Below are 26,364 nucleotides of genomic sequence, written 5' to 3'. Positions count from 1 at the left end.
AGAAGATCATGAATAGAATCTATTGGTTAAAGAATGTTCGTTTGGAATGTGGTTATCGGAAAGAGAATGAAAGAGTTACAGGAACGATCACCGGGTTATTTCATCTGTTGATGGAGGATGGCAGGATCACGAAGATTGTCAAAGATGGGGAAGCCATACGTGATGATTTACCAGTGGAAGATGCAAAAGGATTGCTGGCGCTTCCATCCTTCATTGAAAAGCATGTCCATCTTGATAAGACGCTGATGGGGGATGTTTGGAGAGCGTGCACTCCTTCTTCAAGTGTCATTGAACGCTTTGAAAATGAGAAGAGGGTTCTGCCTTCCATTGCAACAAGTACATGTAAACGTGCAGAATCTTTACTGGAAATCCTGTTAGCTTCCGGCTCTGCACATATTCGGACTCATGTTGATATCTATCCGGAAGCGGGCTTGCAAAACTTAGAGCAAGTTCAGCAGGCGCTTGCTGGCTATTCCAATCGACTCAGTTCAGAAATCGTCGCATTTGCGCAGCACGGTTTGCTGCGGTCCGGCTCTGTCAAGCTTGTCAGGGAGGCATTGCGAAACGGAGCAGGAATCGTCGGGGCGGTGGATCCGGCCACAGTCGATAACAATATTGAAGCATCGCTCGTGCAATTGATGGATTTAGCAGTGGAAGCTAATGCTGATGTGGACTTGCATTTACATGATCCCGGCCATCTGGGCACGTTCACCATGAAACGTTTGGCAGCTCTGACCAAGCAAGCGGGCTGGGAAGGAAGGGTGGCATTAAGCCATGCGTTCGGAATCGGGGACGTATCCAGGGAAGAAGCCTATGAACTGGCTGACATTCTTAGGGAGGCGGGGATTTCCATCGTCACCAGTGTCCCGATCAACAGGCAGATGCCCCCTGTTGATTTATTGCATGAAAGAGGGGTTGAAGTATCAGTAGGAAATGATAATATCTTTGATGTATGGTCACCTCTTGGGAATGGTGACATTTTGGAGAGGGCAGGAAGGCTCGCAGAACGTTTCAAATGGATTGATGAAGTCTCGCTTTCCCGGACACTCGGATATATAACTGGCGGAAAAACCCCATTGGATGATAAGGGTAACCAGGCATGGCCGAAAGTTGGGGATGCCGGAAGTCTGGTGTTAATTGACGCAAGCTGTTCTGCAGAGGCAGTTGCCAGGCGTTCGGAACGTAAAGCGGTCATTTACAAGGGGAACTTGGTTTCCGGTTCACTATATAAACAAAAGCAGTCCATTGAACGGTAGGGCTGAACCAAAAAAGGATTTCTGGATATTTCCGGATTTCCTTTTTCGTTTTTGGCGGCTTCCGTGTACTTTTATTTACATATGTTATATGCTGTGGAAGTGATTTTTTTTGGCTATATGAATTACCCCCCCAGTCTTTATCATTATTATATTTTAAAACGCTCTGCTTGCCTGCCTTGCATCCTTTATCCAAGCAAACAAATTAGCGGGGAGCCGCAGTCTTTGTTACTATTAATGGGAACGTTATCATTTCTCATGCATCTGCAAAGGTCATATGACATAAATCATGTGTCCAGCAATGCAGAAGCGGACCATCCGGGACCGCGTCTATTAACATGGTGCTGTCCTTTCGCCATTTTCAAGGGAAGGACAAGTGAAATTCACCATGAGTTTGAAAAGTATCATGTTCAAAGGAGATGGAATCTATGAAAAGTTGGAGATCTTCTGTGACTCTATTTTCTTCTTTTCAATGGTTGTTTTTTATTTTTGCAAATACGGTAGTTGTGCCCATATCGATTGGCGCAGCTTTTGATCTTCCCCCCAATGTTACGGAAATGACCATGAGAAGCTCGCTCATTTTCACGGGGATCGCTTGCGTGTTTCAGGGGTGGAAGGGGCATAAGTATCCGCTTATGGAAGGTCACTCCGGTCTATTGTGGGGAGTGATGCTTAATTTAGGTTTATCTGCACCATCCATAGGGCTCGGTTATGCTGAGATAGGAGGGGGCATAGCTACTGGCCTCATTGCTGCGGGTGTCGTGACCCTCATTATTTCTGCCTTCAACCTGATATCTCATGTCCAGAAGATTTTCACTCCCATGGTCATGACGGTTTATTTATTCCTTTTGACGTTCCAGCTCATTTTTGTCTTCTTTAAGGGGATGCTGGGGATTACGGAGAATGGCGAAATCAACATCCCGGTCAGTTTCCTATCAGTGGGGATTGTACTTCTAGTCAGTATATTAAAAATAAAAGGACCAAGGACAATAAGCAATTTCTCCATATTGATCGGGATTATAGTGGGATGGATTTTTTACGAGCTGCTATTTCCGGTGGCCGGGGGAGAAATGGGATCGACGGGTGCCGCTTTTTCATTTTTCCCATTAGGTGCTCCAAACCTTCAATTCGGGATCATAGCGATTTCCTTTTTTGCAGGATTGCTGAATTTGTGCAACACGTTCGCTTCCATTCAGGCTGCATCGGAATTAATCGGTGATGAAGCTGAACATAAGCAGTATCGAAATTCTTTATTCATGACTGGCGGATTTACCATTTTCGCTCCGCTGCTTGGCCTTGTTCCGTATACACCTTTTACTTCATCGATTGGATTTTTGCAGAGCACCCAAATCTATGAGCGGAAGCCCTTCTTGCTTGGAGGCATGTTATTGACCATAATCGGGCTCATTCCCCCTTTCATCTCTTTCCTGGCCACGATGCCGATAACAGTCGGGAATGCAGTATTGTTCGTTGCGTACCTTCAGCTGTTCGGTACGGCTTTCAACAGCGTCAAGGGTCAGAATTTCACTTCAGACACGATATTCAGGCTTGCCGTGCCAGTATTGATTGGCGTGAGTTTGATGAATGTCCTGCCTACTGCATTTTCGAACCTGCCCGCGCTATTACAGCCCTTTTTGACGAATGGGCTCATAATGGGAGTATTGATATCAATCGTGCTGGAAAAATCGGTCAACTGGACTCGTTATGAACAACTGCATAACTAATGGGACTTTGATTGAAAAGGCTATACATAAAGGGAAACGACAATGCTAATTGAAGAGGCGATCAAGAAAACCGGAAGGGTATTACCCTTCCGGTTTTCTGTTTTTTCATGGGTCTTTTAATGTGAAATGGGCCTTTTAATCAGTAGCAATACCCACTCCCTTTACATATTTTGTTGGAGGGAATACTTGACGTGGTGTTAATTCCCTGACCATTTCGTTCTGGCTTCCCTTTCTAATCTAAGCTCTACCTTATAAATAATAAACGGAGGTTATATAAAATGTATGAATTTCAAAATCAATTGCAAAACCTGAATGTAGATGATTTCCAGGTGACTCAGCCAGTTCCTTGGGAACAAAACCAGTACAATTTGGATGATTCGTCTCGGCAATTCATTGGTGTGGGCGGTTGCTTTGGTTGTTTTGGCTGTTTCTTGTGCTTCGGTTGCTTTGGTTGCGGCGGTCGCTGTGGACGCTGTGGACGCTGTGGTGGATGCGGACGTTGCGGAGGGTGCGCCGGTCGTTGCGGACGTTGCGGCGGTTAAGGTTTCAGGTCTTCTAAAGAAAAGTCCCTGCGGTGCAGCAGGGACTTTTCTTTATGGCATTAGACATAAGAGACAAATTGTCGTACATAGGATGATAGTGAATTGATGAAGCAGAACTTAGAATGCTTCGGGTTAGGAGGAGCGGAATGGTGAATTTGACCCCTTCTATGCGTTTGAAAGTGAAAAGGGATACGTTTTTTCTTCCGGAACCAAACAGAGGAGTGTATTTCAGGAATAACATAAGTTCGTTCCGTATGGAAGGCAGCTCGATCGTCCAGTGGATTGAAAAGTTATTGCCGATGTTCAACGGGAACCATACATTAAGCGAGTTGACGGATGGATTGCCTGACCCATACCGGAAGCGGGTGATGGAAATCGCCGAGGTTTTGTACGGGAATGGGTTTGTTCGGGATGTAAGCCAGGACAGTCCCCATCAATTAAGGGAACAAGTTCTTGAAAGGTATGCTTCGCAAATCGAATTCCTGGAAAGCTGCGGCGATTCGGGGGCTCACCGTTTTGAAACTTATCGAAAGCAAAAGGCGTTGGCTATAGGCTCTGGCCCCTTGTTCCTTTCATTGGTGTCCTCCCTGATCGAATCCGGATTGCCTGCTTTCCATATCTTCATTACGGACACGGTACCGACCAATAGAAAAAGATTGAACGAGATCGTGGCACATGCCCGTAAGACAGACGACGAGGTTGCCATAGAGGAGGTCATGCTTGAAAAGGGAAATGAGATTGAATGGCGGGAGATCGTGCGGCCTTTTGACTCGATCTTATATGTGTCACAGGAGGGTGATATAGAGGAATTAAGAGAACTTCATTCGGTTTGCAGGCAAGGGGAAAAGATCCTGTTTCCTGCGTTGATCATCAATCAAGCAGGCATGGCTGGACCGCTCGTCCATCCGGATTCCAAGGGGTGCTGGGAGTCAGCGTGGCATCGTTTACATCAAGCTGAGCTGGAAAAGAATCAGGCATCATCTTCTTTTTCCGCCACAGCCGGAGCGATGTTAGCCAATATAATGGTATTCGAATGGTTTAAAGACGCTGCGGGACTTACGACAGCAGAACAAGCCAATCAATTTTATCTGTTGGATATGGATACATTGGAGGGAAAATGGCATCCGTTCATTCCCCACCCTGGCGTGACGGGTAAAGGGACTGCTGCATGGGTTGAAGATTTTGAACGGCGGCTTGAACAGAATTCGGACCCGGTTGAACCGGGGAAAGTATTTATGTATTTCACCCGGTTGACATCCGCGGAATCCGGTATCTTTCATCGTTGGGATGAGGGGGATTTAAAACAGCTGCCGCTGGCTCAATGCCGCGTTCAGGTCGTGGATCCGCTATCATCCGGTCCGGCCGGACTCCTGCCCGAAATCATCCGTTCAGATCTGACGCATGAGGAAGCGAGGAGGGAAACCGGTCTTGCAGGAGTTGAAGCATATGCATCCAGAACGCTCAGCCAGCTCGTTGCGACTCTTCCTCCGGTTCAGGGAGTAGATGAAATAAAGGAATCGATCGGTGTCGGAGCAGGGGAAACATTTGCTGAATGTGTCTGCCGTGGACTGCAAAGCAGTTTGGATACAGAGTTTTTAAATGAGCGATTCAACCAAGAGAAACTTGTGACGGTGCAATTGGCTCAAGTGGAAGATGAGCGCTGCAGGTATTATCTACAAGCGTTGACCCGGCTGCAGGGAGATCCGATCATCGCCTTGGGTGAGGGAGTGTCAGGCTTCCCGGTAGTTTGGGCAGGAACGAGCGATGGCTGGTCCGGCGCTGTCGGTTTGAATGTAACGATCGCATTACGGAACGCATTGCAAAAGGCCGTCATGAAAGTCCAAAACCAGACCGTTTGCTTAACAGCTCCAGGTTTAGTGGCATCACCTGTTCTTGAAGAAGAAAAGGTGGATCTTGTGATTCCTTCATGCGGGGTGAAAGGGAATTCCGAACTGGTACAGTCCGCCATTCAAGTTTTGAAGAAGAACAGTAAGCGAATTCACGTTTTCGAAATGGATCTGGAACCTTTCTTGAAGGAAGAAATTGCAGGTGTGTTCGGGGTGTTTTTGCGAGAGGAGGAATCAGGGTGAAAACTGACGTATTGGTTGTCGGGGAAGGAGTGTTGGCCGACCATGTTCATGGGGACCTGTCCGGCCAATATCAGGTGAATCGCCAAATCGATTTCGAGGCAGGAATCCCGCAAACCACGGCGATGGTCCTTCTGCTGCAAGATGCTTGGAATCCCGCTGTCCATATTAAGGCGGAAGAGGTGATAAGGCAAGCGGGCATTCCATGGCTGAGGGGGTTCGTATCATTTGGAGAGGGAGTGGTAGGGCCGTTGGTGCACCCTGGTGTTCCTGGCTGTACACAGTGTGCGGACCAAAGGCATCTCATGGCCGGGCGTGATCGAAAAGAAATGTGGGGAATCCGCCAACAGCTGGAGGAAAATGGGGGGATGGAGCGTGATCCGGCGGCATCCCGCACTGGGCTTTTACAGATGGCCCACTTGATTTGTGCAGAGGTAAGGAAGGTGATGAAAGGAGAACGCGCCCGTTCGGAAGGGCATGTATCATTAATCAGCCTGAAAACGCTGAATGGTTCTTGGCATTCCTTTTTACCAGATCCATTGTGTCCGGTTTGCTCAACATTACCTGATGACTCGAAAGAGCGTGCAAGAATTTCGTTGCAGCCAAGTCCGAAAATCAGTCCCGACAGTTACCGAACCCGTTCAATGGATGAGCTGAATGAAGTGCTGGCCAAGGATTACTTGGACCACCGCACAGGATTCCTGAATAATAAAATGATAGACCTTGTGCCGCCATTTGCCGATGTAAGTGTTAATTTGCCTTTATTCATAGGCGATGAGGGGGCGGCTGGCCGGACTCTCTCATATGCGGTCAGTGAGATGACGGCCATATTGGAGGGATTGGAAAGGTATTGCGGAATGGAGCCCCGAGGTAAACGGACAGTCATACATGACAGCTACAACAACCTGAAAGATTCTGCGCTCGACCCCACCAGGATCGGGGTGCACTCGAGGGAAAATTACGCACAGCATGATTTCCCGTTTCAACCGTTTAATCCCGACCGCTCGATAGATTGGGTATGGGGCCACTCATTCTTGCAAGAGAGGCCGATCTTGGTCCCGGAATTGCTTTCCTATTACAGCTTGGGCTGCGGTCATGGATTTGTCTATGAAACTTCCAATGGCTGTGCTTTAGGGGGAAGTTTGGAGGAGGCCATTTTCTACGGCATCATGGAAGTGGTCGAACGTGATTCGTTCCTGCTGACCTGGTATGCGCAGCTGCCACTCACACGCCTTGACCCTTATTCTGCAAATGACAAAGAACTTGAGCTGATGATTGACAGGGCAAGGGCGGCAGCGGGATATGACATCCATTTGTTTAATGCGACAATGGAACATGGTATACCGAGCGTATGGGCGCTGGCGAAAAACAGGAAACAAAAAGGATTGAATATCATCTGTGCGGCAGGGGCCCATCTCGACCCAGTCCGGGCTGTGAAAAGCGCAGTCTTCGAGTTGGCCGGCATGATGCTGACACTTGACGATAAATTGGAAGAGAACCGGGATGAGGTTGAGAAAATGCTGCAGAATTCCTCACTGGTACGGAAAATGGATGATCATGGCATGCTGTACGGTTTACCGCAAGCCGAAGAGCGACTGCAGTTTCTGCTGGATGATGACCGCCCGATGCGAACCTTCGCTGAAGAATATGGGGAAAAGGTGAACCATCCGGACTTGACGGAAGATTTGCAGGAAATCCTTCAGCAGTTTCGCCGATTGCAACTCGAGGTGATTGTGGTGGATCAGACGACACCGGAGATTGCACGGAATGGATTACATTGCGTGAAAGTCCTGATCCCGGGGATGCTGCCGATGACATTTGGCCATCATCTTACCCGCATAACGGGGCTTGAGAGAATACTGAGGGTTCCGATGGAACTTGGATATGCTGAACGGCCGCTTGATTTCGAACAGCTCAATCCGCATCCGCATCCTTTTCCATAAGCGGTGACGTAGGAGGTTGGAGGATGAGTCTAGAGGCATTTTTGCACAATTTACATTTTGATATCGAAAAGGCAAGTCCGCCGGATTGGGAAGTGGATTGGGATGATGCACCGCTAACGTATAAGCTTTACCGTGACTTGCCTGTTTTTCCGCTATCACTGGAGGTGCCGCTGACGCTTGAGGGGGAAAGCGGTCCTACAAAGCAGGACCTCGAAGGAATCGGTCACTTCCTCTGGTATGCCTATGGCCTGACCCAAGTCAGTCAGGTACCGAGATCCTCGGAATCTGAGGACCTCATGCAGTCATTCCGGCGTTTTCCGCCATCAGGGGGAGCTTTGTATCCAAGCGAATTGTACGTATACTTGAAGATCGAGGGATTACCTGCTGGCGTATACCATTATGATGCGGCACACCACCGGCTGGTTTTGCTGCGGGAAGGGAATTTCGATTCATATGTAACAAAGGCTCTTGGTGGAACCATTGATATGTCCGCTTGCTTTGGCACGGTTTTCGTATCGACGATGTTTTGGAAAAACTTCTACAAATATAATAACTTTTCATACCGTCTGCAAGGTCTTGATGCAGGGGTGCTTCTTGGACAGTTGCTCGAAGTGGCGAAACGCTTTGGAATCGCTGCCGGGGTGTGCTTCCAATTCCTTGATCGGGCCATCAATCATCTGCTCGGGCTTTCGGAGGACGAAGAGAGCACGTATGCGGCGATCCCCTTATCATCAGAGCCTTCTTGGAGATTTAGGGAAGAAAGGAGTATGGACCGACCTGTCACTTCGACGGAATTATTGCTGGAATTGAAGAGAATTCAGCCTGAGCACTATGTTCGGTCGCAAAGGATCAAGGAATTTCCGATGCTGACCAAAATGAATGAAGCATCCATGATCGAATCCACCCAATCATTCCGGCGGATCCATCCAAAGAATGGGGCGGAATCAGAAGGGAAAATTATAGCCCTTCCTATCGTAAAACGGTTGTCCTATGACTTGGCATCAGTTTGCCGGAAGCGCTTCTCACCTGAAATGGACTTTGTGCTCGGGAAAGTCAGTCAATCGCAACTGGCCGCTCTCCTGCAGGAGGCAACCGCTTCGTTCTCCTATCGAAATGACTTGGATGGAACATACGGAAACAACGGAAATCGCGTTTCCCTCTATGCTTGTTTATATAATGTGGAAGACATACAAGATGGTGCCTACCATTATGACAGCACCACACATTCATTACGGCAGATACAACCAGGAGATCATCGGCTCCTATTGCAATACGGAATGTCCCTCGATATCATGAATTTTCAGCAAGTGCCGATCTGCATACATGTAGTTGGTGAGCGGGACCATTCCAAAACGCAACTTGGATATAGAGGATACCGCATCCAGCAAATGGAGGCGGGGATGCTCGTTCAGAAATTACTGCTGGCATCGTCAGCCCTTGGAATGAATGGGCACCCGCTGCTCGGCTTTGATGTGAATATGTGTGATGAGCTTTATAAGATAGACGGTCCGCAAAGGAAAACGAGCCTGATTCAAATCCCTATCGGACACTTTCTGAATCGCCCTTGGCTGAAGGGGAGTCTGCATAGTTGAAGAAGATGAAATGAAAGTCTCCATTTCATTTAAGGAATGGAGGCTTTCATTTTTATATTGCAGTATGGCAGAGTGCAATAATCTCTGCTGAAGATTATACTGAATGAATAAGTAGATAAAGTTATTAATGCAGTACGCTTTTAACTAAACATTTTAAAGGATGTAGCTTATGGAATGGAAAATGGACAGAAAATCCAAGAAGCCTTTATATAAACAAATAGCCGCTTACATCGAGAGTGGCATTGCTGATGGAACGTTCCTATTGGATAAGCCGTTACCGTCTGAACGCTTCCTGGCAAGTGAACTGGGAGTTAACAGAAGCACAGTTGTTGCGGCTTATGATGAATTGGAAGCAAATGGGCTGGTTGAACGAAAAAAAGGAAGCGGAACGATGATCAGCAAAGATATCTGGGGAATTACCCGAAAACGTATCCCTAGCTGGAATAGATATATCGAAGCGGGTTCTTTTTTGCCCAATATGCCAGTAACCCAAAAAATACGTAAAGAGACGGAAGGGCATAACCTTATTAACTTAGCTAGCGGGGAGCTTTCAGAAGACTTATTTCCAGTCCAATCCTTACGTGAGATCATTTCCAATAGATCCTTCATTGGTAGCTTAGGTTATGATCACCCTCAAGGCAATGCGGTTTTAAGGGAAACGATAGCCAATCATGTTAAACAGTATAGGAGAATTGACACGGATCCATCTTCTATACTCATTACTTCTGGTGCACAGCAAGCCCTGCATCTGGTGGTCCAATGCTTGTTAAAGCCAGGGGATGCCGTTGTATTGGAAGATCCATCATATAGTTACAACCTTCCCATCTTTCAATCCGCAGGGCTAAGAACCTTTCCTTTGCCGGTTGATAAAGATGGCATCAACCCAGAGGATTTACTGGAACTCCATAAAAAACATCGGATCAGGATGATTTTTTTGAACCCTATATTTCAAAACCCTACAGGAACTGTCCTTCATATCAACCGCCGTAAAAGGATTCTTGAGCTTTCATCCGAATATGGAATACCGGTCATAGAAGACGATCCTTATAGTTTAACGTCCTTTGCAGGGGAAGAAATTTCCACTCTTAAATCGATGGACAACAACGGAAATGTTTTATACATAAGCTCTTTGTCAAAAATTGTTGCTTCCGGTTTAAGAATTGGGTGGATTATTGGACCGAAGTCAGTCATAGATAGACTATCGGATGCTAAGCAGCAGGTTGACTTCGGTCATGGCTCATTCACTCAATGGATAGCGAATGATTTTTTGGATTCAGATTATTTTCCTGCCCATCTTGCCGGCTTAAGGGGGCAACTGGAAAAAAGAAGGGATGCAATGGTTTCGAGTCTTCAACAATTCCTGCAAAAGGAAGTAGATTATCATTCGCCAAATGGCGGAATTCATTTGTGGTGTAAGCTGAAAGTGCCATTGAACGAAATAAAGTTACTGGAGGAATCCATCAAAAGAGGAGTCATATATGTTCCGGGTTCAACGCTAGGTACAAATAAGGAATACGTACGCTTTACATTTGGAAGGGAAAATGAGGATTCCATTCACGAAGGCATCAAAAGGTTTGCAGAGGCGGTAAAAAGTTTATAATCATATGATTCCAGACTGTAGACAAACTTGATGAAAACTCAAGTTTGCCTGCAGTTTTTTTATTAAAAAATTTCCGTTAATTTCAGAAATCCGCTCCCTTTCCGCCGACTGTCTGCCCAGCCTCCTCGACGCAAGCGTCTGTGGGGTCTCGGCTAGCCAGTAATTCGGCAGGAGTGTCGCAAATTTCTTCCATCCAATAAGTGTTACAGGAAAAAAACATGAAGGGTAAATCCTGAGATATTCCGAAATCTCCTTTTGTAAACAAACTCGAAGAAAATCAGTTTCATACGTTCTTATCTAAATAAATATCCAGCTGATTTCAGAAATCCGCTCCCTTTCCGCCGACTGTCTGCCAAGCCTCCTCGACGCAAGCGTCTGTGGGGTCTCGGCTAGCCAGTAATTCGGCAGGAGTGTCGCAAATTTCTTCCATCCATTAAGGAGTACAGGAGAAAAAACATGAAGGATAAGCTAGTCTTAAAGAGTGTTTGGAATAAGACGAGCCAACAGTTTCTTATTTTAAAACACAAAGTTGATTGGAACGGAAGGTACGAGACTCCTGCGGGAAAAGCGAGTCGAAGGGAGACCCCGTAGGCGAGCGCCGAGGGCGGACCGCCCGCGGAAAGCAAGTGCCTGGAGTGGAAATCAATATCTACTTTGTACAAGCCATATAAAAAGGGTAGGCAACGCCAGTATTATCGAGTTTATCTACAGTATGTAAGGTGCATCATGGCACATTCCTGTTATCGACAAAAAAGGTTTCATCTGAATGTTAAAACAAAGTTGATTGGAACGGAAGGTACGAGACTCCTGGGGGAAAAGCGCGTCGAAGGGAGACCCCGCAGGCGCTTGCGCTGAGGGCGGACCGCCCGCGGAAAGCGAGTGCCTGAAGTGGAAATCAACAAGTGGATGGTGGAAATTTTACTGAATTGGATGGTCCTAAAAATGGTTGTTCTTTTATTATAGAGGGGAAGGGTTTTACTAATATATTTACTCAGTAAACACAAAGAGCGATCTACCTGTCATTTTGACATGCAAATTAGGTGCGATTTTCATGTAGTTACACTGCGAAATAGGATGAGAAGCGGAAGGATTTTAAATGGTTCAAGGAAATAGAAAATAATATTGGGAGGCGTTGATTCATGACGGTGAGTGTAATAGCAGTGGTGGTCATTTGTTTAGTTGCCCTGGTCGGCACCCTTTCATTAACGGGGAAAAGTGATAGTGATTATTCTGCAGCAACGAGAGGGAATTTATTGAACCTTAGTTATATTTATATCGGTCTCGCCCTAATATTAACTGTGGGCATCATCTACTTCGTAATAAGATCAGCCTAAGATACCGTGAATGATTATATAATAGCCTATCAAAATGAATGGAAATGTGAATTTGTTCACAAATGTTTCGGAAATATGAACGAAAAGAATCTGATCGATACCTGGAAACAATACCTTTGTAAGCTGAGTGAACAATCCTTTCGACATAATTATGGATGAAAAATATATAGATGAATCATTAAATAATAGAGTAGCGGAGATGATCAAATATGACATGGCCAGTATTGATTTTGACAATTATCTTAAGTTTGCTTAAATTATTAGTTACATGTCTTCCAACCGATGCCGTGAATTGGATTATGAGTAAATTTAAAATACATTCTGAAATTAGTGACGCGGATGCAATCGTGACCTTTGATGGAAAGCGTTTGGAAGGTGAAGATAAAGTTCAAGTGCTTCATTATTTTAACGAAGCTAAGTTTTTGAAAAAAAATCATATATTTCCCGGGAACGAGAAATTGTTTTTACATCCAGAGAACAGCGGGACTCCCATTATAATGGATGTAAAAAGAGGAAAAAACGATGTTAGATTATATGTGTACATGTACAACGACCATGTGGACGTAGTCAAACAGTACAAGAATAAAGTAGTGGCGTATAGTCTTCTTTCCGAGAGCCTCCAAGAACGTTCCATGCCAGTAATAAGGAATTTAGTTTAAAAGGAATAAAAGTGAACTGCACCCCAATTGGAGATGCAGTTTTTTTATGAAGAATAACGACAAGGACTATTGCACAAGGTTCAGCTAAGCAAGCAAACTGATAACTTTCAGATGCCGAAAGTCAGTCGGTCTCGGTTAATACCTTTAAAGTCTTTTCCCTGATGCTTATCCGGTTTTTATAATCTTTAGCTACCAACTCTGTATATAATAAATCAAAAAGTAAAAGGAGCGGAAGCAATGGAGAGATGTTTTGTCCCATATGCATGCTGTTTTTGCTTGTGACCAATAGTGTTAGGTCGCCAAGCTGGGAGAGTGCGGAATTCTTATCTCCAGTAAAGACCAAGATGCATGCGCCTTGCTTCTTTGCGATTTTAACTGCAGAAATCACTTCTTTCGTCGTTCCGGAAATGGAAATGCCGATGACAACACTATTCTCGTTACTTAAAGCTGCATCCATCATGGACTGATGGGGGTCTGTAATGGCTTCGACAGTTAAGCCGATACGAAAGAACTTGGACTTGAACTCCTGGGCCGCTATACCAGAACTCCCTATTCCATATACATGAATCTTATTTGCCTTTGTAAGGAAAGAGACAGCTTTTTGGATATTGTCATATGTCGTTATATGAAAGGTATTATCAATGATACCTAAGTGATCTTGATACAGTTTAGCGAAATAATCCACCTGCTTGATGTTCTTCATGTTTTTCGGCGTATTTCGGAGATCGACGAACCTTTTTAACTCATGCCTGAACTCATTAAACCCAGAAAAGGCTAATTTCTGGCAGAAACGCGTAATGGTTGCAGGTGAAATATGGAGCTTTTTAGCTATTTGACTGATCGTTAACTGACTTACTTCTTCAGGGCGCTGCAGAATATAATGGGCCAATTCTTCCTCTGTTTTGGTGAACTTGTCCATGCTGCACTCTATGCCGTATATGAGGTTTTCTGCTAGGTATTCCATTTGATCACCCATTTCGGATTTCTTATCTGTATTTATAGTTTAATGTATCCAGCAGGGACGTCAATAACCGGAGGAACGGAAACAGGAATATGAAAAAGAAAAGACCCAAACTGTTGTTGCCAGTCTGGGTCTTTTCATTACCATGTGTCATTTTCTATTCTTGGATGGCGTCCACGAATCTTTTGGTGATTTGCTGCGGCCTGGTAATGGCACCGCCCACCACTACTGCATGGACGTTCATATCCAATACAGAGCGGGCGATTTCTGGTGTGATGACATTTCCTTCCGCGATCACTTTCGCTTTTTTCACTGCTTTTACAATCTCTTTGAGCACAGCATAGTCATCCTGATATATTTTCTCTCCGAGAGTTTCGTTCGTATAGCCGTATAAAGTGGGCGCCACAATATCGAATCCTAAATCGTCAGCGTATTTGGCTTCCTCAATGGTGGATACATCCGCCATTAGCAGGACATCCGGATATTTTGCCCTTATTTCACCATAAAACTGCTTTAACGTTTTACCGTCCGGCCTTACCCGGGCTGTAGCATCCGTCGCAATGATTTCCGCTTTGGTTTCCATCAATGCATCGATTTCGGCCATGGTGGGAGTGATATAGACATCGTTTTGTCCATACACCTGTTTAATGATCCCTATGACTGGAAGGTCCACATTTTTCTTGATTTCCATTATGTCAGCTACAGAGTTTGCGCGAATGCACTTCGCACCGCCTTCTTTGGCAGCAATGGCCATGCGTCCCATAATAAAAGAGCTGTGCAGCGGCTCATTCTCCAATGCTTGACATGATACAATTAAGCCCTTGTGAATTTTATCCAGCACCTGTTGCATGTTTAACACGTCCTTCTCGTTGTCTATATTCTCAATGTCCCAAGAATTCTTCCACTTCATTTTTGATGATCGTCACTTGGGGACCGTAAACTATTTGAATGCCGTTTCCTTTTTTTACGACACCTTTTGAACCGGTTTGTTTTATGACGTCTTCTTTCACCAATGTTTCATCCTTTACCGTGACACGGAGACGGGTTGCACAGCAATCGACGATCTCGATATTTTCCTGTCCGCCCAATCCGTTAACGATGGTCTGGGTTCTCTCTGATGCCGTTACTTGTGTAACAGCGGCCTGTTCATCATCTTCACGGCCAACCACTTTCAAATTCTTCTTCCTGATCAAGAATTTAAAAGTGAAGTAGTATAGGAAAAACCACGGAATTCCGACGAAAAGTACATAAATCCAGTTTGTTTTACTGATGCCCTGGAGTATCCCGAATAAAGTAAAATCAATGAATCCTCCAGAAAAGGTTTGACCGATCGTGATATTGAATATATCTGCCATCATGAAGGCAAGTCCGTCAAACAAGGCATGAAAAACATAAAGGATCGGTGCGACAAATAAGAAACTGAATTCAAGCGGTTCGGTGATGCCTGTTAAGAAAGAGGTCAAGGCAGCTGAAAGCAGCAAACCGGCCACGACTTTCTTATTTTTAGGTTTAGCGCAATGGTAAATGGCCAATGCCGCGCCAGGCAGACCAAACATCATCGTGATGAACCGTCCCGACATGAAGCGGGAAACACCCTCATAATACTTGACGGTAGTTGGGTCGGCCAATTGTGCAAAAAAGATGTTCTGGGTCCCGCTGACAAGCTGCCCTTTAATTTCCATCGTTCCGCCTAAAGCTGTTTGCCAGAAGGGAAGGTAGAAAATATGGTGCAGCCCTAACGGCCCGAGCATCCGTAATATGAATCCGTAAAAGAAAGTCCCGATCGTACCTGTGCTCGTTACCAGCGCACCTAATTGGTTTATGAAAAGTTGGAAATAAGGCCATACGATAAAAAGCACGGCTCCAACCAAGATGGATGCGAAGGAAACGATGATGGGAATGAAACGGGAACCCCCGAAAAATCCTAACACTTGCGGAAGCTGAATTTTATTATATTTATTGTGCAAAAGTGCGGCAACGATCCCTACTACGATACCGCCAAACACACCGGTCTCCAGTGTTTGGATCCCGACGGCCATTCCTTGTCCGGCACCTGCCAAATTCTCTTTGGCAAGTTCCCCGGTTATTTGAAGCAGTGCATTGATTGAACTGTTCATGACGAAATAGCCGATCATGGCTGCCAATGCAGCGGTCCCTTTATCCGAACGTGCCAGGCCTACTGCAACACCTACGGCAAAAATAACCGGCAAGTTGCCGAATACGATGCTTCCTGCAGAACTCATGATCGTGAAAATGGCCTGCAGCCAAGCAAAGTCTAAAAATGGATATGCTTCAACTGTATTTGGATTGGAAAGAGCACCGCCAATTCCCAGTAATAAACCGGCCGCTGGCAAAACGGCAATCGGGAGCATAAAAGATTTACCGAATTGTTGCGCTTTCTCGAATGCTTTCTTCATAAAAATTCCTCCCTCATTTAACGAGCCTTTGATACTCTTTATTTTTTATCGCTCTATACTAGCTATATTAAATCCCTTTGAGAGCGTTTTCAATGCGATGCAAGGTTATATCAACTGTTTTCAATCTTGTGCTTATTTCTCTGAAAAAGTTTTCAATAATAGAAGGTGCTGGATTGGATAAAAAGTTATATGAATATATTGAAATCTTTATTGCTTATTTTTATAATTCGTGTATTGGTGAGTAAACGTACTATTTAATAAGAAAAAACATTTTTTTTGTGCAAAATCCGAATATTATCTTGTGCAATCAAAAAAAAGTATATATAATTACCTCAAACGATAGTTTGGCAGGTGATAGTCATCTTACCGATAAACGCTAACGAAACGAAGAAATTGCTTTCTCATATGTATAATGAGGTATCGAAGGAATTGTTCGGCTTTGGTACGACGCTGCTGAAGGTTACTGTTGAGCAGAATGTGATTACATTTCAGGCCAAACATCGACGTGCCCCGCGCTCTGAAGCTTTAGAAGGGGAAGTTCCCAGCCTGAAGCAGGAGGTTGACTTCCATATGTCCCTGCTTTATAAAAAGAAACTGAAACAAAAGCTGGAAACGCAAACGAATTGGGATATCGAAGCTGTCCTGAGGGATTATGACTCAGCGACTCAGCTGGCATTCACCAATATAGTATTGAAGGAAAAAATTATTTAATCATATAAGTGGATTTCCCTTCGGATTTATCTGGAGGGGACGCCGCTAGAGAACCAAATGATAAGTTTTATCTTTGTTTACAAAGAAAAGACAATCTTGGGTAGAATTTCAATTCTATTTAAGATTGTCTTTTTTTACATGTAAATCAGTAAAAAGGAAATTTTAAACAATATGAACTTGGAGGTTTGGATGATGAAAAAAATATTGATGATGTTATCACTGTTCACATTAGTTTTAGCTGCATGTTCTTCAAAGGACAATGGAAAGGAAAAACCAGCTAAATTGGTCGTTTCCACTTGGGGATTCGCCGATGATTTCTTCCGTCCTGAAGTCTATGAGCCATTTGAAAAGAAGCATAATGTCGAGATTGTCGTTGATTCAGGAAATAATGCAGATCGATTGAACAAAGTGCGCCAAGCGAATAGCGATGTGGATGTTATCTATTTATCCGACTACTATGCACAGCAGGGCATCGATGAAGGGTTATTTGAGAAAGTTGACCATAGCAAAATTCCGAATATTGATCATATCTACGACAAAGCAAAAGCGCCGAATGGTGCTGAGTATGGACCAGCCTATACCATTGCACAATTTGGGATTGCCTATAATCCCGATGAATTGAGTAAACCGATCACCTCTTGGAAGGATCTTTGGAGCAAGGATATGGCAGGGAAGATCACGATCCCATCCATCACTTCGACAACTGGACCGATGTTTTTGGATGCCGCTTCAAAAGCTAGCGGAAGTGAAGAGTTCAATGAGGATAAAGCGTTCGATCAAATGAAAAAAATCATGCCGAATGCGGTGAAGGAATATGGGCAAACATCAGAGTTCGTCAACATGTTCTCGCAAGGGGAAATCGCTGCAGGCCCGATCATGGAAATGTATTTTGGCGATTTACAGGAAGCCGTTCCCAATGCTAAGTTCATTTCCCCTCAAGAAGGCGGCTACGCAGTAATGAATACGGTGAATATTGTTAAAGCCAGCGATCAAAAAGAATTGGCCGGCGAATTCATGAATTACATCTTAAGCAAGGAAGTTCAGGAAAAATCAGCGAAAGCGAAAGTGGATTCTCCTGTCAATACGGAAGTCAAGCTCTCTAAAACGGAAGCGAAAGGCTTAACCTATGGAGATGACGTCATTGACAGCTTGCGTGTATTGGACATGAAGTTTGTTAATGAAAACTCGAAACAATGGATCGATCGCTGGAATCGTGAGCTTACACACTAAGAAAGAAACGAGGTGTGCTTGATGAAGAAAAAAATGATTCTTGATGTGGATACTGGAATAGATGATGCGATCGGGATCATTCTTGCTGTTAAAAGCCGTCAATTCGACATATTGGCGGTCACAACGGTGAACGGGAATGTATCCCTTGATACGGCAACATTGAATACATGCAAAATATTGGATTTATTGAATGAACAGGACATTTCAGTCATAAAGGGGGCAGATAGCCCAATTATCAGGAGCCCCTTTTTTGAACACCGGATCCATGGCGAAGACGGGATTGGCGGAGCTTTGAAGGATGTGCCAGTCAAAAAGCGGCCTGATGATGGATTTGCTTCTGATTTCATCATCAATTCCATTTTGAATTTTCCTGGTGAAGTGACGCTTGTCATGACGGGACCTCTTACGAATTTGGCATTGGCGGTGAAAAAATGTCCGCAAATCACAAAGCTCGTTAAAGAAGTCATTTTCATGGGCGGAGTGATCAAAGGGGTTGGCAATGTCACGCCGACCTCTGAATATAACACGTATGTCGATCCTGAAGCAGCCAAAATCGTATTACAGGCGGGATTCGCATCCATCACGCAAGTTGGTCTTGATGTCACGAGAAAGGTTCTATTGGGTGAAGAGCATATCCAATTGATTCAAAATCATGAACTTGCTGACTATATAAGGCAAAGTACATCAGATTACCGGAAAAGGTATTTTGAACGTAACGGCATATGGGCATGTGCAATGCATGATCCATTAGCTGTAGCCATTGCGTTGCAAGAAGATCTTGTCACCAGAGAAGAATATTATGTGGATGTTGAAACAAAAAGCGAGCTTTGTGACGGACAGATGGTTTGCGACTTTCAAAATAGGCTGATGAAGCAGCCGAATGCACAAGTTTGTCTGGACGTCGATGCGGAAGCGTTTTTCGACCTGTTCATTCGCATAATCAATTCATAAATAATACGAACAGGGGGTTCCGAGGTGAAGAAACGCTATCTATACCTGTTGCTGTTACCAGGCGTTCTATTTTTAACGATTTTCATGATCATTCCGATCCTAATGACGATTGGCACGACCTTTTTTCATGAAGGCGGCGGTTTTTCCGTACAAGGATATCTCGATTTTTTCCAAGACCGATACTTTATTGAAATTCTGCTGACGACACTTAGGGTGAGTCTGTTCACGACAATCATTTGCATACTATTGGGATTTCCAGCAGCTTATTATATTTCAAAACTGAAACAACGAAAAAAAGCCATCATGCTTTTGCTGACGATTTTCCCGCTATTAACAAGCCCTGTTGTCCGCTCATTCAGCTGGATGGTGATCATCGGTAAAAACGGTGTCGTGAATAAATTGCTGATGGGCATGGGCTTGATTGAGAAGCCGCTTGATATATTGTACACGCCCACTGCCATCATCATCGGATTGGTCCATTTATTCCTGCCATTGATCATCGTGACGCTGGTGGGTGTGATGGAGAACATCGAGACGGACTTATTAAAAGCGGCGGAGAGCCTTGGAGCATCAAGATTGGCCGTATTCTCAAAAGTGATCATTCCGCTTTCGGTTCCAGGTTTGGTCATTGGCAGCATCCTTGTTTTCGTAGGAAGCTTCACGGCTTATACTACGCCTGCTTTATTAGGCGGGAAACAGCGTGTCATTTCGACCTTTCTTTATCAAAACGCGATTACATTGAACGAATGGCAAGTGGCATCGATAGTCGCTACGATAATGATTGCCGTGACCGTCCTTATCATATCGATCATGAATGGTTTGGCAAAAAAATTAAATCCAAAGGGGTAGAGGTGTATGCAGGAAAAAAATCGAGGATTGGCCCTGTTTACATTCCTGGTGTTCCTTTTTTTACTAGGGCCTTTGCTTATCATATCCGTTACGTCATTTGAAGGCGGAAATATTTTGAAGTTCCCGCCAGAAGAGTTTTCTTTCAGATGGTACGAAAATATTTTTAATGTGGACATGTTTTTGGTCGCTTTTAAAACGTCCATCCTTGTTTCACTGGGTGGCAACCTTTTGGCACTGTTACTGGGAGTGCCGGCTGCCTATGCATTAAGCCGGTTTGATTTCAAAGGGAAAAGCGTGATAAATGCCTTTTTCGTTTCTCCGATATTAATACCGGGAATTGTGCTGGGCTTTGCGTTTTTACGTTACATTGTGGGGACTTATCAGCTTCCGATATATGCGGCCCTGTTTGTGGGACATACTGTTATCATGCTGCCTTTCATCATCCGTGTGATTTCTTCAAGCTTATCAAACTTTGACTTTTCCATTGAAGAAGCGGCCGAGAGTCTCGGAGCGAGTAAATTGGGCACATTCTTTACAGTCGTCCTCCCGAATATAAAATCAGGAATTCTGGCGGCAGTCATGATCGCCTTCTTGGAATCCTTCAATAATGTAGACATTTCAGTTTATATGACAGGCCCTGGCGTAAGTACGTTTCCAATTCAGATGCTGACGTATGTGGAGAACTACTTCGATCCCACCATTTCGGCCATTTCCGTATTGCTCATGTTCATAACCGCTTTCTTCATGTTTATAGTGGAACGGCTTATGGGATTGTCTTATTTCACAAAACGATAAAGGAGGTAATGATGGGTGGCTTTATTCACTTTACAAGATATATCTGTAGCCTATAACAAACAGAATATATTAAAGGATTTCAATCTTGAGATTGAAAAAGGGAAACTGGTATCCCTTCTTGGCCCGAGCGGCTGTGGGAAAACGACGACCCTGCGTTTAATTGCCGGGTTTTTACAAGCGAATGAAGGGAAGTTTTTATTCAAGGAAAAGGACTATACGAAAGTGCCCGTCAACAAGCGGAATTTTGGTTTTGTGTTCCAAAACTATGCATTATTTCCGCATTTGTCGATATTCGATAATATTGCATTCGGTCTCCGTCTGAGAAAAAATTCAAAAAGTGAAATCGAAAAAAAAGTAATGAATGTACTCGAGATCGTTAATTTGAAAGGTTTTGAAAAACGATATCCCCAAGAGCTTTCCGGAGGGCAAAAGCAGCGGGTCGCGATTGCCAGGGCGCTGGTGATTGAGCCGGACATCCTCTTATTTGACGAGCCATTGAGTAATCTTGATGCCAACTTAAGGGTGAATATGAGAGTCGAGATTCGCCGTATCCAACAAGAGCTGGGGATTACAACGGTATATGTTTCCCATGACCAGGAAGAATGCTTTTCGATATCCGACCAGGTGGCGATCATGAATAAAGGGATCATCGAACAGCTTAGTGACCCTGCGACCATTTACAAATTTCCTGAAACGAAATTTGTCGCGGACTTCATCGGCTTCAAGAACTTCATTGACTTCGATAAGCGCACAGATCATGACGGTAAAATCGAACTGAACAAATCTGGATACTCATTTGTGCTGCACAAAGATCCGCAGATGAGCAATTCAACGGGAAAAATAGGCGCCATCAGGCCGGACGATCTGTTGATCAGGGAAAAAGATAACACAGGAGCTGTTCAGGAAAATAGTTTACCTGGCCGAGTCAAGGTAAGTACGTATCTTGGAAGAAGCTATCAATATGTAGTTGAAACTCCAATAGGGGATTTCACTGTGAACAAGGAAATGGCGGAATCCTACCGGACGGGTCAGGAAATCATCCTTGAAATTCCGAGAAACCAGATGGTGCTTGTTGACTAGCTTAGGGGGGAAGTTATGCGAATGGATATGCTTATAAGGGATATCAACGTGTTTAACAGCTATTTTAAAAGATTCATTAAAGGGAATGCAGCCATCAATGATGGAAAGTTCTATTATATTGGAGAACGTGAATTGGATGCCTTCGAGCCGGATCGAATCGTCGATGGACAGGGGAAGTATATGGTTCCAGGTCTGATCGATATCCATCTCCACATTGAAAGTACGATGGTGACGCCTGCGACTTTTTCCTACGGGTTAATCAAAAATGGCGTGACGACGATCGTGCCGGAACCGCATGAAATGGCCAATGTTTTCGGTATTTCCGGTGTGAAGGAAATGATCAAAGCAAGTCAAGATTGCGTAGCGGATATGTTTTATGCCATCCCGAGTTCCGTTCCTGCGACATCGATGGAAACAACAGGCGGTTCGATCGAAATAGATGATATTGACGAATTGATGCAAACCGAGGATATAATATGTCTCGGCGAGATCATGAATTACTATGAGGTCATAACCGACCCGGATTGCAAAACGAATAAGATCTTGTCCCATATCCGTTCTCGTTATCCAGATTTGATCATAGAAGGGCACGTTCCAAAGCTGCTCGACTTGGACTTGCAAAAGATTATTAATGCCGGAGTGAATTCAGATCATACACACCAGACCGTGGAAGGGATGGATGCGAGGATCGCTGCCGGCATGTTCATTGAGATTCAAGAGAAATCAATGACTGAAGAAGTGATAGATTACTTGAAGGAAAATCAGGTGGATGAACATTTCTGCTTTGTCACCGATGATGTCATGACCGACTCTTTCCAAAACAGAGGACATCTGAACGTCCTTTTAAAGAAAGCCGTTCAAATGGGGATGACTCCGGAAAAAGCCATTTATGCATGCACCTATACACCTGCACAGCGGATGCGGATGCATGACCGCGGCGCCATTGCACCTGGGAAAACAGCAGACTTCCTGCTGCTATCGGACTTGGAAACATTTGAAATTGAACAAGTATACAAAAAAGGTGAGCTAGTTTATGAATCTGCACGGCCATATGTCCAAGAAATGAAGGAAGAACAATTTCCTGAGCATTTCTATCAAAGTGTGAAGCTTGCGGAACTTACCGAAAACGATTTTAACATCACGATCCCGGAGGGTCTTGAAAGCAGCAAGTGCCGGATCATAAACGTGCAGAACGGTTCTACTTTCACTTCTGAAACCCATGATCGTATCGAAGGGAAGAATGGTCAATTAAGCTGGGAAGAAAGTCCTTATGGTTTAATCGCCACATTCGAACGATACGGGAAAAACGGTAATCGGGCGCACGGGTTGATCACCGGCGATGTATTGAAGCGTGGAGCTGTCGCCACAACCTACTCGCATGATAACCATAATCTTCTGGTGATAGGCCATAATAAGCAGGATATGATGATTGCCGCTAACGAAGTGATAAGGAAGCAAGGCGGTGTCTGCTGCGTCCACGATGGCAAGGTCCTATCGATGATTCCTCTTCCGGTTGGAGGGATTCTTTCCGAAGAGCCGATGGACATCGTATCAAAGCAAGTTCAGCACCTGACAGATGCACTTAAGTCGTTAGGCTACGAACATTATAATGTCATCATGTCATTAAGCACCTTATCGCTTCCTGTCAGCCCGGCTCTAAAAATAACCGACCATGGATTGATCAACGTGAACGAAGGGAAAACAGTCCCTCTCATGATGAGTGATGAAGCTTAAACCGAAAAGGGGATTATCCAATGGATAATCCCCTTTCTTAATGCATCAAATGTTAGCTGGATTTGTTTATTTTCATATAATTACCATTATAGGAAAATATGATAAAATAGAGGAACAACTGAGGATAGAGTGGTAGGTCACGCTTTGCTTTTCCATCTAATGATAGATTGGAAAGGAGGTGACCGCTTGATTCATTTCTTATTGAACTTGATTACAGATATGGGTAAAGAGATATTTGTTGCTGTAGCAACCAGTCTTATCCTGTCTATGTTCGCCAAGAAACGGAAAAAGAACCACTCATCCTCCCAAGATGGCAATGGTTCTTCTTCTGACGATTAATTAAGTTAGTTGTGACCAACCACTCTTGCTAGTTGTCAGCCTCATGTTAGCGCATGAGGCTGTTTTTAGTTTATGTCAATATAAGGATAACATACCCCGATTTTAAAGTAAATATTCAGACAATGAAAAGGGGAGTACCATGGGCTTGGCTGCATTTTTTTCTTGAATCTTTTAATGAAACTTTGGAAAACCGCAAAAAACGAATTGACTCTTTCTTACTTATATGGTATGTTAATTCCAATCTAAGAAAAGGTGTGGTGTTTTATGTCGGGAGTAGGTATCAACTAATTTAGTTGAATAAGGTATTTAATCACTGATTTGTCAGTGGATTACGTATGCCTTTTTTCACAGTGCAATTCTGCATTGTGAATACCTACCTTAAGACTGCTTCCTTTTCCATAATTCGTGTAACATGCAGGTGTTACGGCGAAAAGCATGGTGGGATTTGTCCTATCATGCTTTTTTGTGTACGCAGGTCTATTCGAGCTGCCCTATTTGTTATCGATTTCAGGTACTTATCCATGGATAAGGCCGATGCCCGCAGGAGCTTTCTACTCAAATGGCTTGTTCATTTGTAAAGGTAGGGGGACCATTGCGGGCATTTTTTGGATTCGGGAATTTTTTAATCACTCACTCATTCAAGGAGGATCATTAGATGAATACAATGACTTATGAAAAATTACAATATATCCAACTCAAGGAAATGGTTAAAAACCATTGCGTAAGCGGTTTAGGGAAAGTGTTATTGGATCGGCTTAAGCCGAGCGGCAACTTGAAGGTCGTTAAAAGTCGTTTGAACGAGACCACGGAGGCAAGGAACTTACTGAATGCGGAAAGCCATATTCCCTTAAAGGGCATTTCACATATTGGCCTCCATATCGACAAACTGGAAAAAGGAATGATTTTGGAGCCGTCAGAGTTAGTGGCGATAGCAGACTTCTTAAGGGGCTGCAGGAATATTAAGAAATTCATGACCGATAAAGAGTTCTTTGCACCGACACTGCATTCCTACGCCCGCTCCATGACTGAATTCAGGAGCATTGAAGAAGAAATCCAATTCACCATAAAGGGAAATGCTGTCGTTTCCGAAGCAAGCAAGGACCTGAAACGGATCAGGAACCAAATCATCAAGACAGAAAGTAAAATAGAGGAACGGCTGAATAAGTTCTTGAAGAGCGGAGCCAATAAAGAGTTCATTCAGGAATTTTTCATCAGTAAAAAGGATGATCGCTACACCATCCCGATCAAAGCCTCCTATAAAAATCAAGTGGCCGGAACAATCGTGGAAGTATCGGCAAAAGGGGCTACCGTGTTCATTGAACCTGCCTCTGTTACGAAATTGAATGCAGAATTGGCCAGCTTAAAGGCGGAGGAATCGATGGAAGAGTATCAACTTTTGGCCACATTATCCGGAACGGTTTTCGAACAGCTGAAACCGATCAAGATAAACATCGAGTTGATCAGTCAATATGACATGATCTTCGCAAAAGCCAAGTTCAGTAAAAGCATGGACGCCATCGAACCGAAAATCAATGATCACGGGTATATTAAATTAACGGGCTGTAAGCATCCGCTATTGCCGCAAGACAGCGTACCTTTGGATTTTGAAATCGGTAAGGACTATCGCAGCTTGATTATTACAGGCCCAAATGCCGGGGGTAAAACTGTCGTACTGAAAACGATCGGAATCCTTACATTGGCTGTCATGTCAGGACTGCATGTTGCCGGGAAGGAGGGGACGGAGCTTGCCGTCTTTGACCAGGTATTCGTCGATATTGGTGATAATCAAAGCATGGAAAATGCACTGAGCACGTTTTCATCGCATATGAAAAACATCTCGGAAATCATGGGGGCAATAACCAATAACTCCTTGCTGCTGTTCGATGAAATCGGGAGCGGAACGGAACCGAATGAAGGAGCCGCATTGGCAATTAGCATCCTTGAGGAATTTTATCAAAGGGGGTGCATAACCGTTGCGACGACCCATTATGGCGAAATCAAACGCTACTCGGAAATACACAGTGATTTCATGAATGCCGCCATGCAATTCAACAGCGAAACACTTGAGCCAAAATACAAACTGTTGATCGGTCAATCCGGGGAAAGCAATGCCCTTTGGATAGCCAAAAAAATGAATGTCCGTGAAAAGGTTCTGCAAAAGGCAAAGCTCTATATCGAAAATAAAGACTACGACTTGGAGCGTGTCCAGGAAAGTAAAATCAAAAAAGCGAAGCCAGCGGCCGTTCCTAAAGAATCATCTTATGAATATGAAGTCGGCGACAAAGTGAAGGTAAGCGAACTGAATGGGCACGCGATCGTTTATAAGAAAAAGGACTCCTTCAATAATGTCGTCGTACTTTTCGAAGATACCTTCAAGGAAGTTCATGCCAATAAGCTCGAGCTTGAAATAAAGGCCGTCGATTTATATCCTGAAGGCTATGATCTCGATTCTTTATTTGTCAGCTACAAAGAAAGGAAATTGAACCATGACTTAGAGCGGGGATCGAAAAAGGCGCTAAAGAACGTAGCAGCGGATATCCGGAAGAAGCTTGGTGAATAGTAC

General features: G+C 44.2%; 22 protein-coding genes. 19 read left to right on the top strand and 3 right to left on the bottom strand.

What is annotated here, in order from left to right; genetic code table 11:
- Positions 1-8: 8 nt before the first annotated feature.
- From ACJ9PY_RS21775 to ACJ9PY_RS21730, 10 genes are all read left to right on the top strand, one after another.
- Positions 9-1,256 (top strand): amidohydrolase, encoded by a 1,248-nt coding sequence (locus tag ACJ9PY_RS21775; protein ID WP_411738986.1) that lies wholly within the window; start codon positions 9-11, stop codon positions 1,254-1,256.
- A 222-nt stretch (positions 1,257-1,478) separates the two neighbouring features.
- Positions 1,479-1,685 carry a hypothetical protein gene (locus tag ACJ9PY_RS21770; RefSeq protein ID WP_145504391.1) on the top strand — a complete coding sequence of 69 codons (207 nt, stop codon included), beginning with the start codon at positions 1,479-1,481 and terminating at the stop codon, positions 1,683-1,685.
- Positions 1,682-2,977 (top strand): uracil/xanthine transporter, encoded by a 1,296-nt coding sequence (locus tag ACJ9PY_RS21765; RefSeq protein ID WP_252267675.1) that lies wholly within the window; start codon positions 1,682-1,684, stop codon positions 2,975-2,977. Before ACJ9PY_RS21770 ends, ACJ9PY_RS21765 begins: the two co-directional genes overlap by 4 nt.
- 278 nt (positions 2,978-3,255) lie before the next feature.
- Positions 3,256-3,519, top strand: a complete 264-nt coding sequence (locus tag ACJ9PY_RS21760) for a heterocycloanthracin/sonorensin family bacteriocin (RefSeq protein WP_082854532.1) — start codon at positions 3,256-3,258, stop codon at positions 3,517-3,519.
- Positions 3,520-3,665: 146 nt separating this feature from the next.
- Entirely contained in the window at positions 3,666-5,609 is a 1,944-nt protein-coding gene (locus ACJ9PY_RS21755) for a putative thiazole-containing bacteriocin maturation protein (protein ID WP_411738985.1), read from the top strand.
- Positions 5,606-7,549 carry a TOMM precursor leader peptide-binding protein gene (locus ACJ9PY_RS21750; RefSeq protein ID WP_411738984.1) on the top strand — a complete coding sequence of 648 codons (1,944 nt, stop codon included), beginning with the start codon at positions 5,606-5,608 and terminating at the stop codon, positions 7,547-7,549. Before ACJ9PY_RS21755 ends, ACJ9PY_RS21750 begins: the two co-directional genes overlap by 4 nt.
- A 23-nt stretch (positions 7,550-7,572) precedes the next feature.
- Positions 7,573-9,141 carry a SagB family peptide dehydrogenase gene (locus ACJ9PY_RS21745; RefSeq protein WP_411738983.1) on the top strand — a complete coding sequence of 523 codons (1,569 nt, stop codon included), beginning with the start codon at positions 7,573-7,575 and terminating at the stop codon, positions 9,139-9,141.
- A gap of 169 nt (positions 9,142-9,310) precedes the next feature.
- Positions 9,311-10,741, top strand: a complete 1,431-nt coding sequence (locus tag ACJ9PY_RS21740; protein WP_411738982.1) for a PLP-dependent aminotransferase family protein — start codon at positions 9,311-9,313, stop codon at positions 10,739-10,741.
- Between the two features lie 1,139 nt (positions 10,742-11,880).
- Positions 11,881-12,075: a hypothetical protein gene (locus ACJ9PY_RS21735; protein ID WP_411738981.1), complete on the top strand. Its 195-nt coding sequence runs from the start codon at positions 11,881-11,883 to the stop codon at positions 12,073-12,075.
- 209 nt (positions 12,076-12,284) lie between these two features.
- Positions 12,285-12,734, top strand: coding sequence for a YfmQ family protein (locus tag ACJ9PY_RS21730; RefSeq protein ID WP_063575182.1), 450 nt, complete (start codon positions 12,285-12,287; stop codon positions 12,732-12,734).
- Between the two features lie 121 nt (positions 12,735-12,855).
- Here ACJ9PY_RS21730 and ACJ9PY_RS21725 read toward each other — a convergent pair whose 3' ends face one another.
- The 3 genes from ACJ9PY_RS21725 to ACJ9PY_RS21715 form a co-directional block, all read right to left on the bottom strand.
- Positions 12,856-13,698 (bottom strand): MurR/RpiR family transcriptional regulator, encoded by an 843-nt coding sequence (locus tag ACJ9PY_RS21725; RefSeq protein ID WP_057278473.1) that lies wholly within the window; start codon positions 13,696-13,698, stop codon positions 12,856-12,858.
- A 154-nt stretch (positions 13,699-13,852) separates the two neighbouring features.
- Positions 13,853-14,545 carry an N-acetylmannosamine-6-phosphate 2-epimerase gene (locus tag ACJ9PY_RS21720; protein ID WP_098186299.1) on the bottom strand — a complete coding sequence of 231 codons (693 nt, stop codon included), beginning with the start codon at positions 14,543-14,545 and terminating at the stop codon, positions 13,853-13,855.
- A gap of 31 nt (positions 14,546-14,576) precedes the next feature.
- Positions 14,577-16,112 (bottom strand): maltose/glucose-specific PTS transporter subunit IIC, encoded by a 1,536-nt coding sequence (locus tag ACJ9PY_RS21715; protein WP_057278334.1) that lies wholly within the window; start codon positions 16,110-16,112, stop codon positions 14,577-14,579.
- A 360-nt stretch (positions 16,113-16,472) separates the two neighbouring features.
- Between ACJ9PY_RS21715 and ACJ9PY_RS21710 the strand changes: the two genes are divergently transcribed.
- From ACJ9PY_RS21710 to ACJ9PY_RS21670, 9 genes are all read left to right on the top strand, one after another.
- Positions 16,473-16,823, top strand: a complete 351-nt coding sequence (locus tag ACJ9PY_RS21710; protein ID WP_095679093.1) for a DUF2294 domain-containing protein — start codon at positions 16,473-16,475, stop codon at positions 16,821-16,823.
- A gap of 192 nt (positions 16,824-17,015) precedes the next feature.
- A complete protein-coding gene (locus tag ACJ9PY_RS21705; RefSeq protein ID WP_230135139.1) occupies positions 17,016-18,053 on the top strand; it encodes an ABC transporter substrate-binding protein in 1,038 nt (345 codons plus the stop codon).
- 21 nt (positions 18,054-18,074) lie between these two features.
- Entirely contained in the window at positions 18,075-19,004 is a 930-nt protein-coding gene (locus ACJ9PY_RS21700) for a nucleoside hydrolase (RefSeq protein WP_098863931.1), read from the top strand.
- A gap of 24 nt (positions 19,005-19,028) precedes the next feature.
- Complete coding sequence (locus ACJ9PY_RS21695) at positions 19,029-19,853, top strand: ABC transporter permease (protein WP_096340021.1); 825 nt, start codon at positions 19,029-19,031, stop codon at positions 19,851-19,853.
- Positions 19,854-19,859: 6 nt separating this feature from the next.
- A complete protein-coding gene (locus tag ACJ9PY_RS21690; RefSeq protein ID WP_048687496.1) occupies positions 19,860-20,648 on the top strand; it encodes an ABC transporter permease in 789 nt (262 codons plus the stop codon).
- Between the two features lie 15 nt (positions 20,649-20,663).
- Positions 20,664-21,728: an ABC transporter ATP-binding protein gene (locus ACJ9PY_RS21685; protein WP_411738979.1), complete on the top strand. Its 1,065-nt coding sequence runs from the start codon at positions 20,664-20,666 to the stop codon at positions 21,726-21,728.
- Between the two features lie 15 nt (positions 21,729-21,743).
- Entirely contained in the window at positions 21,744-23,462 is a 1,719-nt protein-coding gene (locus ACJ9PY_RS21680) for an adenine deaminase (protein WP_411738978.1), read from the top strand.
- 186 nt (positions 23,463-23,648) lie between these two features.
- On the top strand, positions 23,649-23,801 hold the full coding sequence (locus ACJ9PY_RS21675) for a hypothetical protein (protein WP_153246156.1): 153 nt from the start codon (positions 23,649-23,651) through the stop codon (positions 23,799-23,801).
- Between the two features lie 655 nt (positions 23,802-24,456).
- Positions 24,457-26,361 carry an endonuclease MutS2 gene (locus ACJ9PY_RS21670; RefSeq protein ID WP_411738977.1) on the top strand — a complete coding sequence of 635 codons (1,905 nt, stop codon included), beginning with the start codon at positions 24,457-24,459 and terminating at the stop codon, positions 26,359-26,361.
- Positions 26,362-26,364 lie beyond the last annotated feature (3 nt).

The sequence above is a fragment of the Peribacillus sp. S4 genome (assembly GCF_046715815.1).
GTDB lineage: Bacteria > Bacillota > Bacilli > Bacillales > DSM-1321 > Peribacillus > Peribacillus frigoritolerans.
Note: the sequence above shows the minus strand (reverse complement) of the source record. Positions and strands in the feature narration are given on the sequence as shown.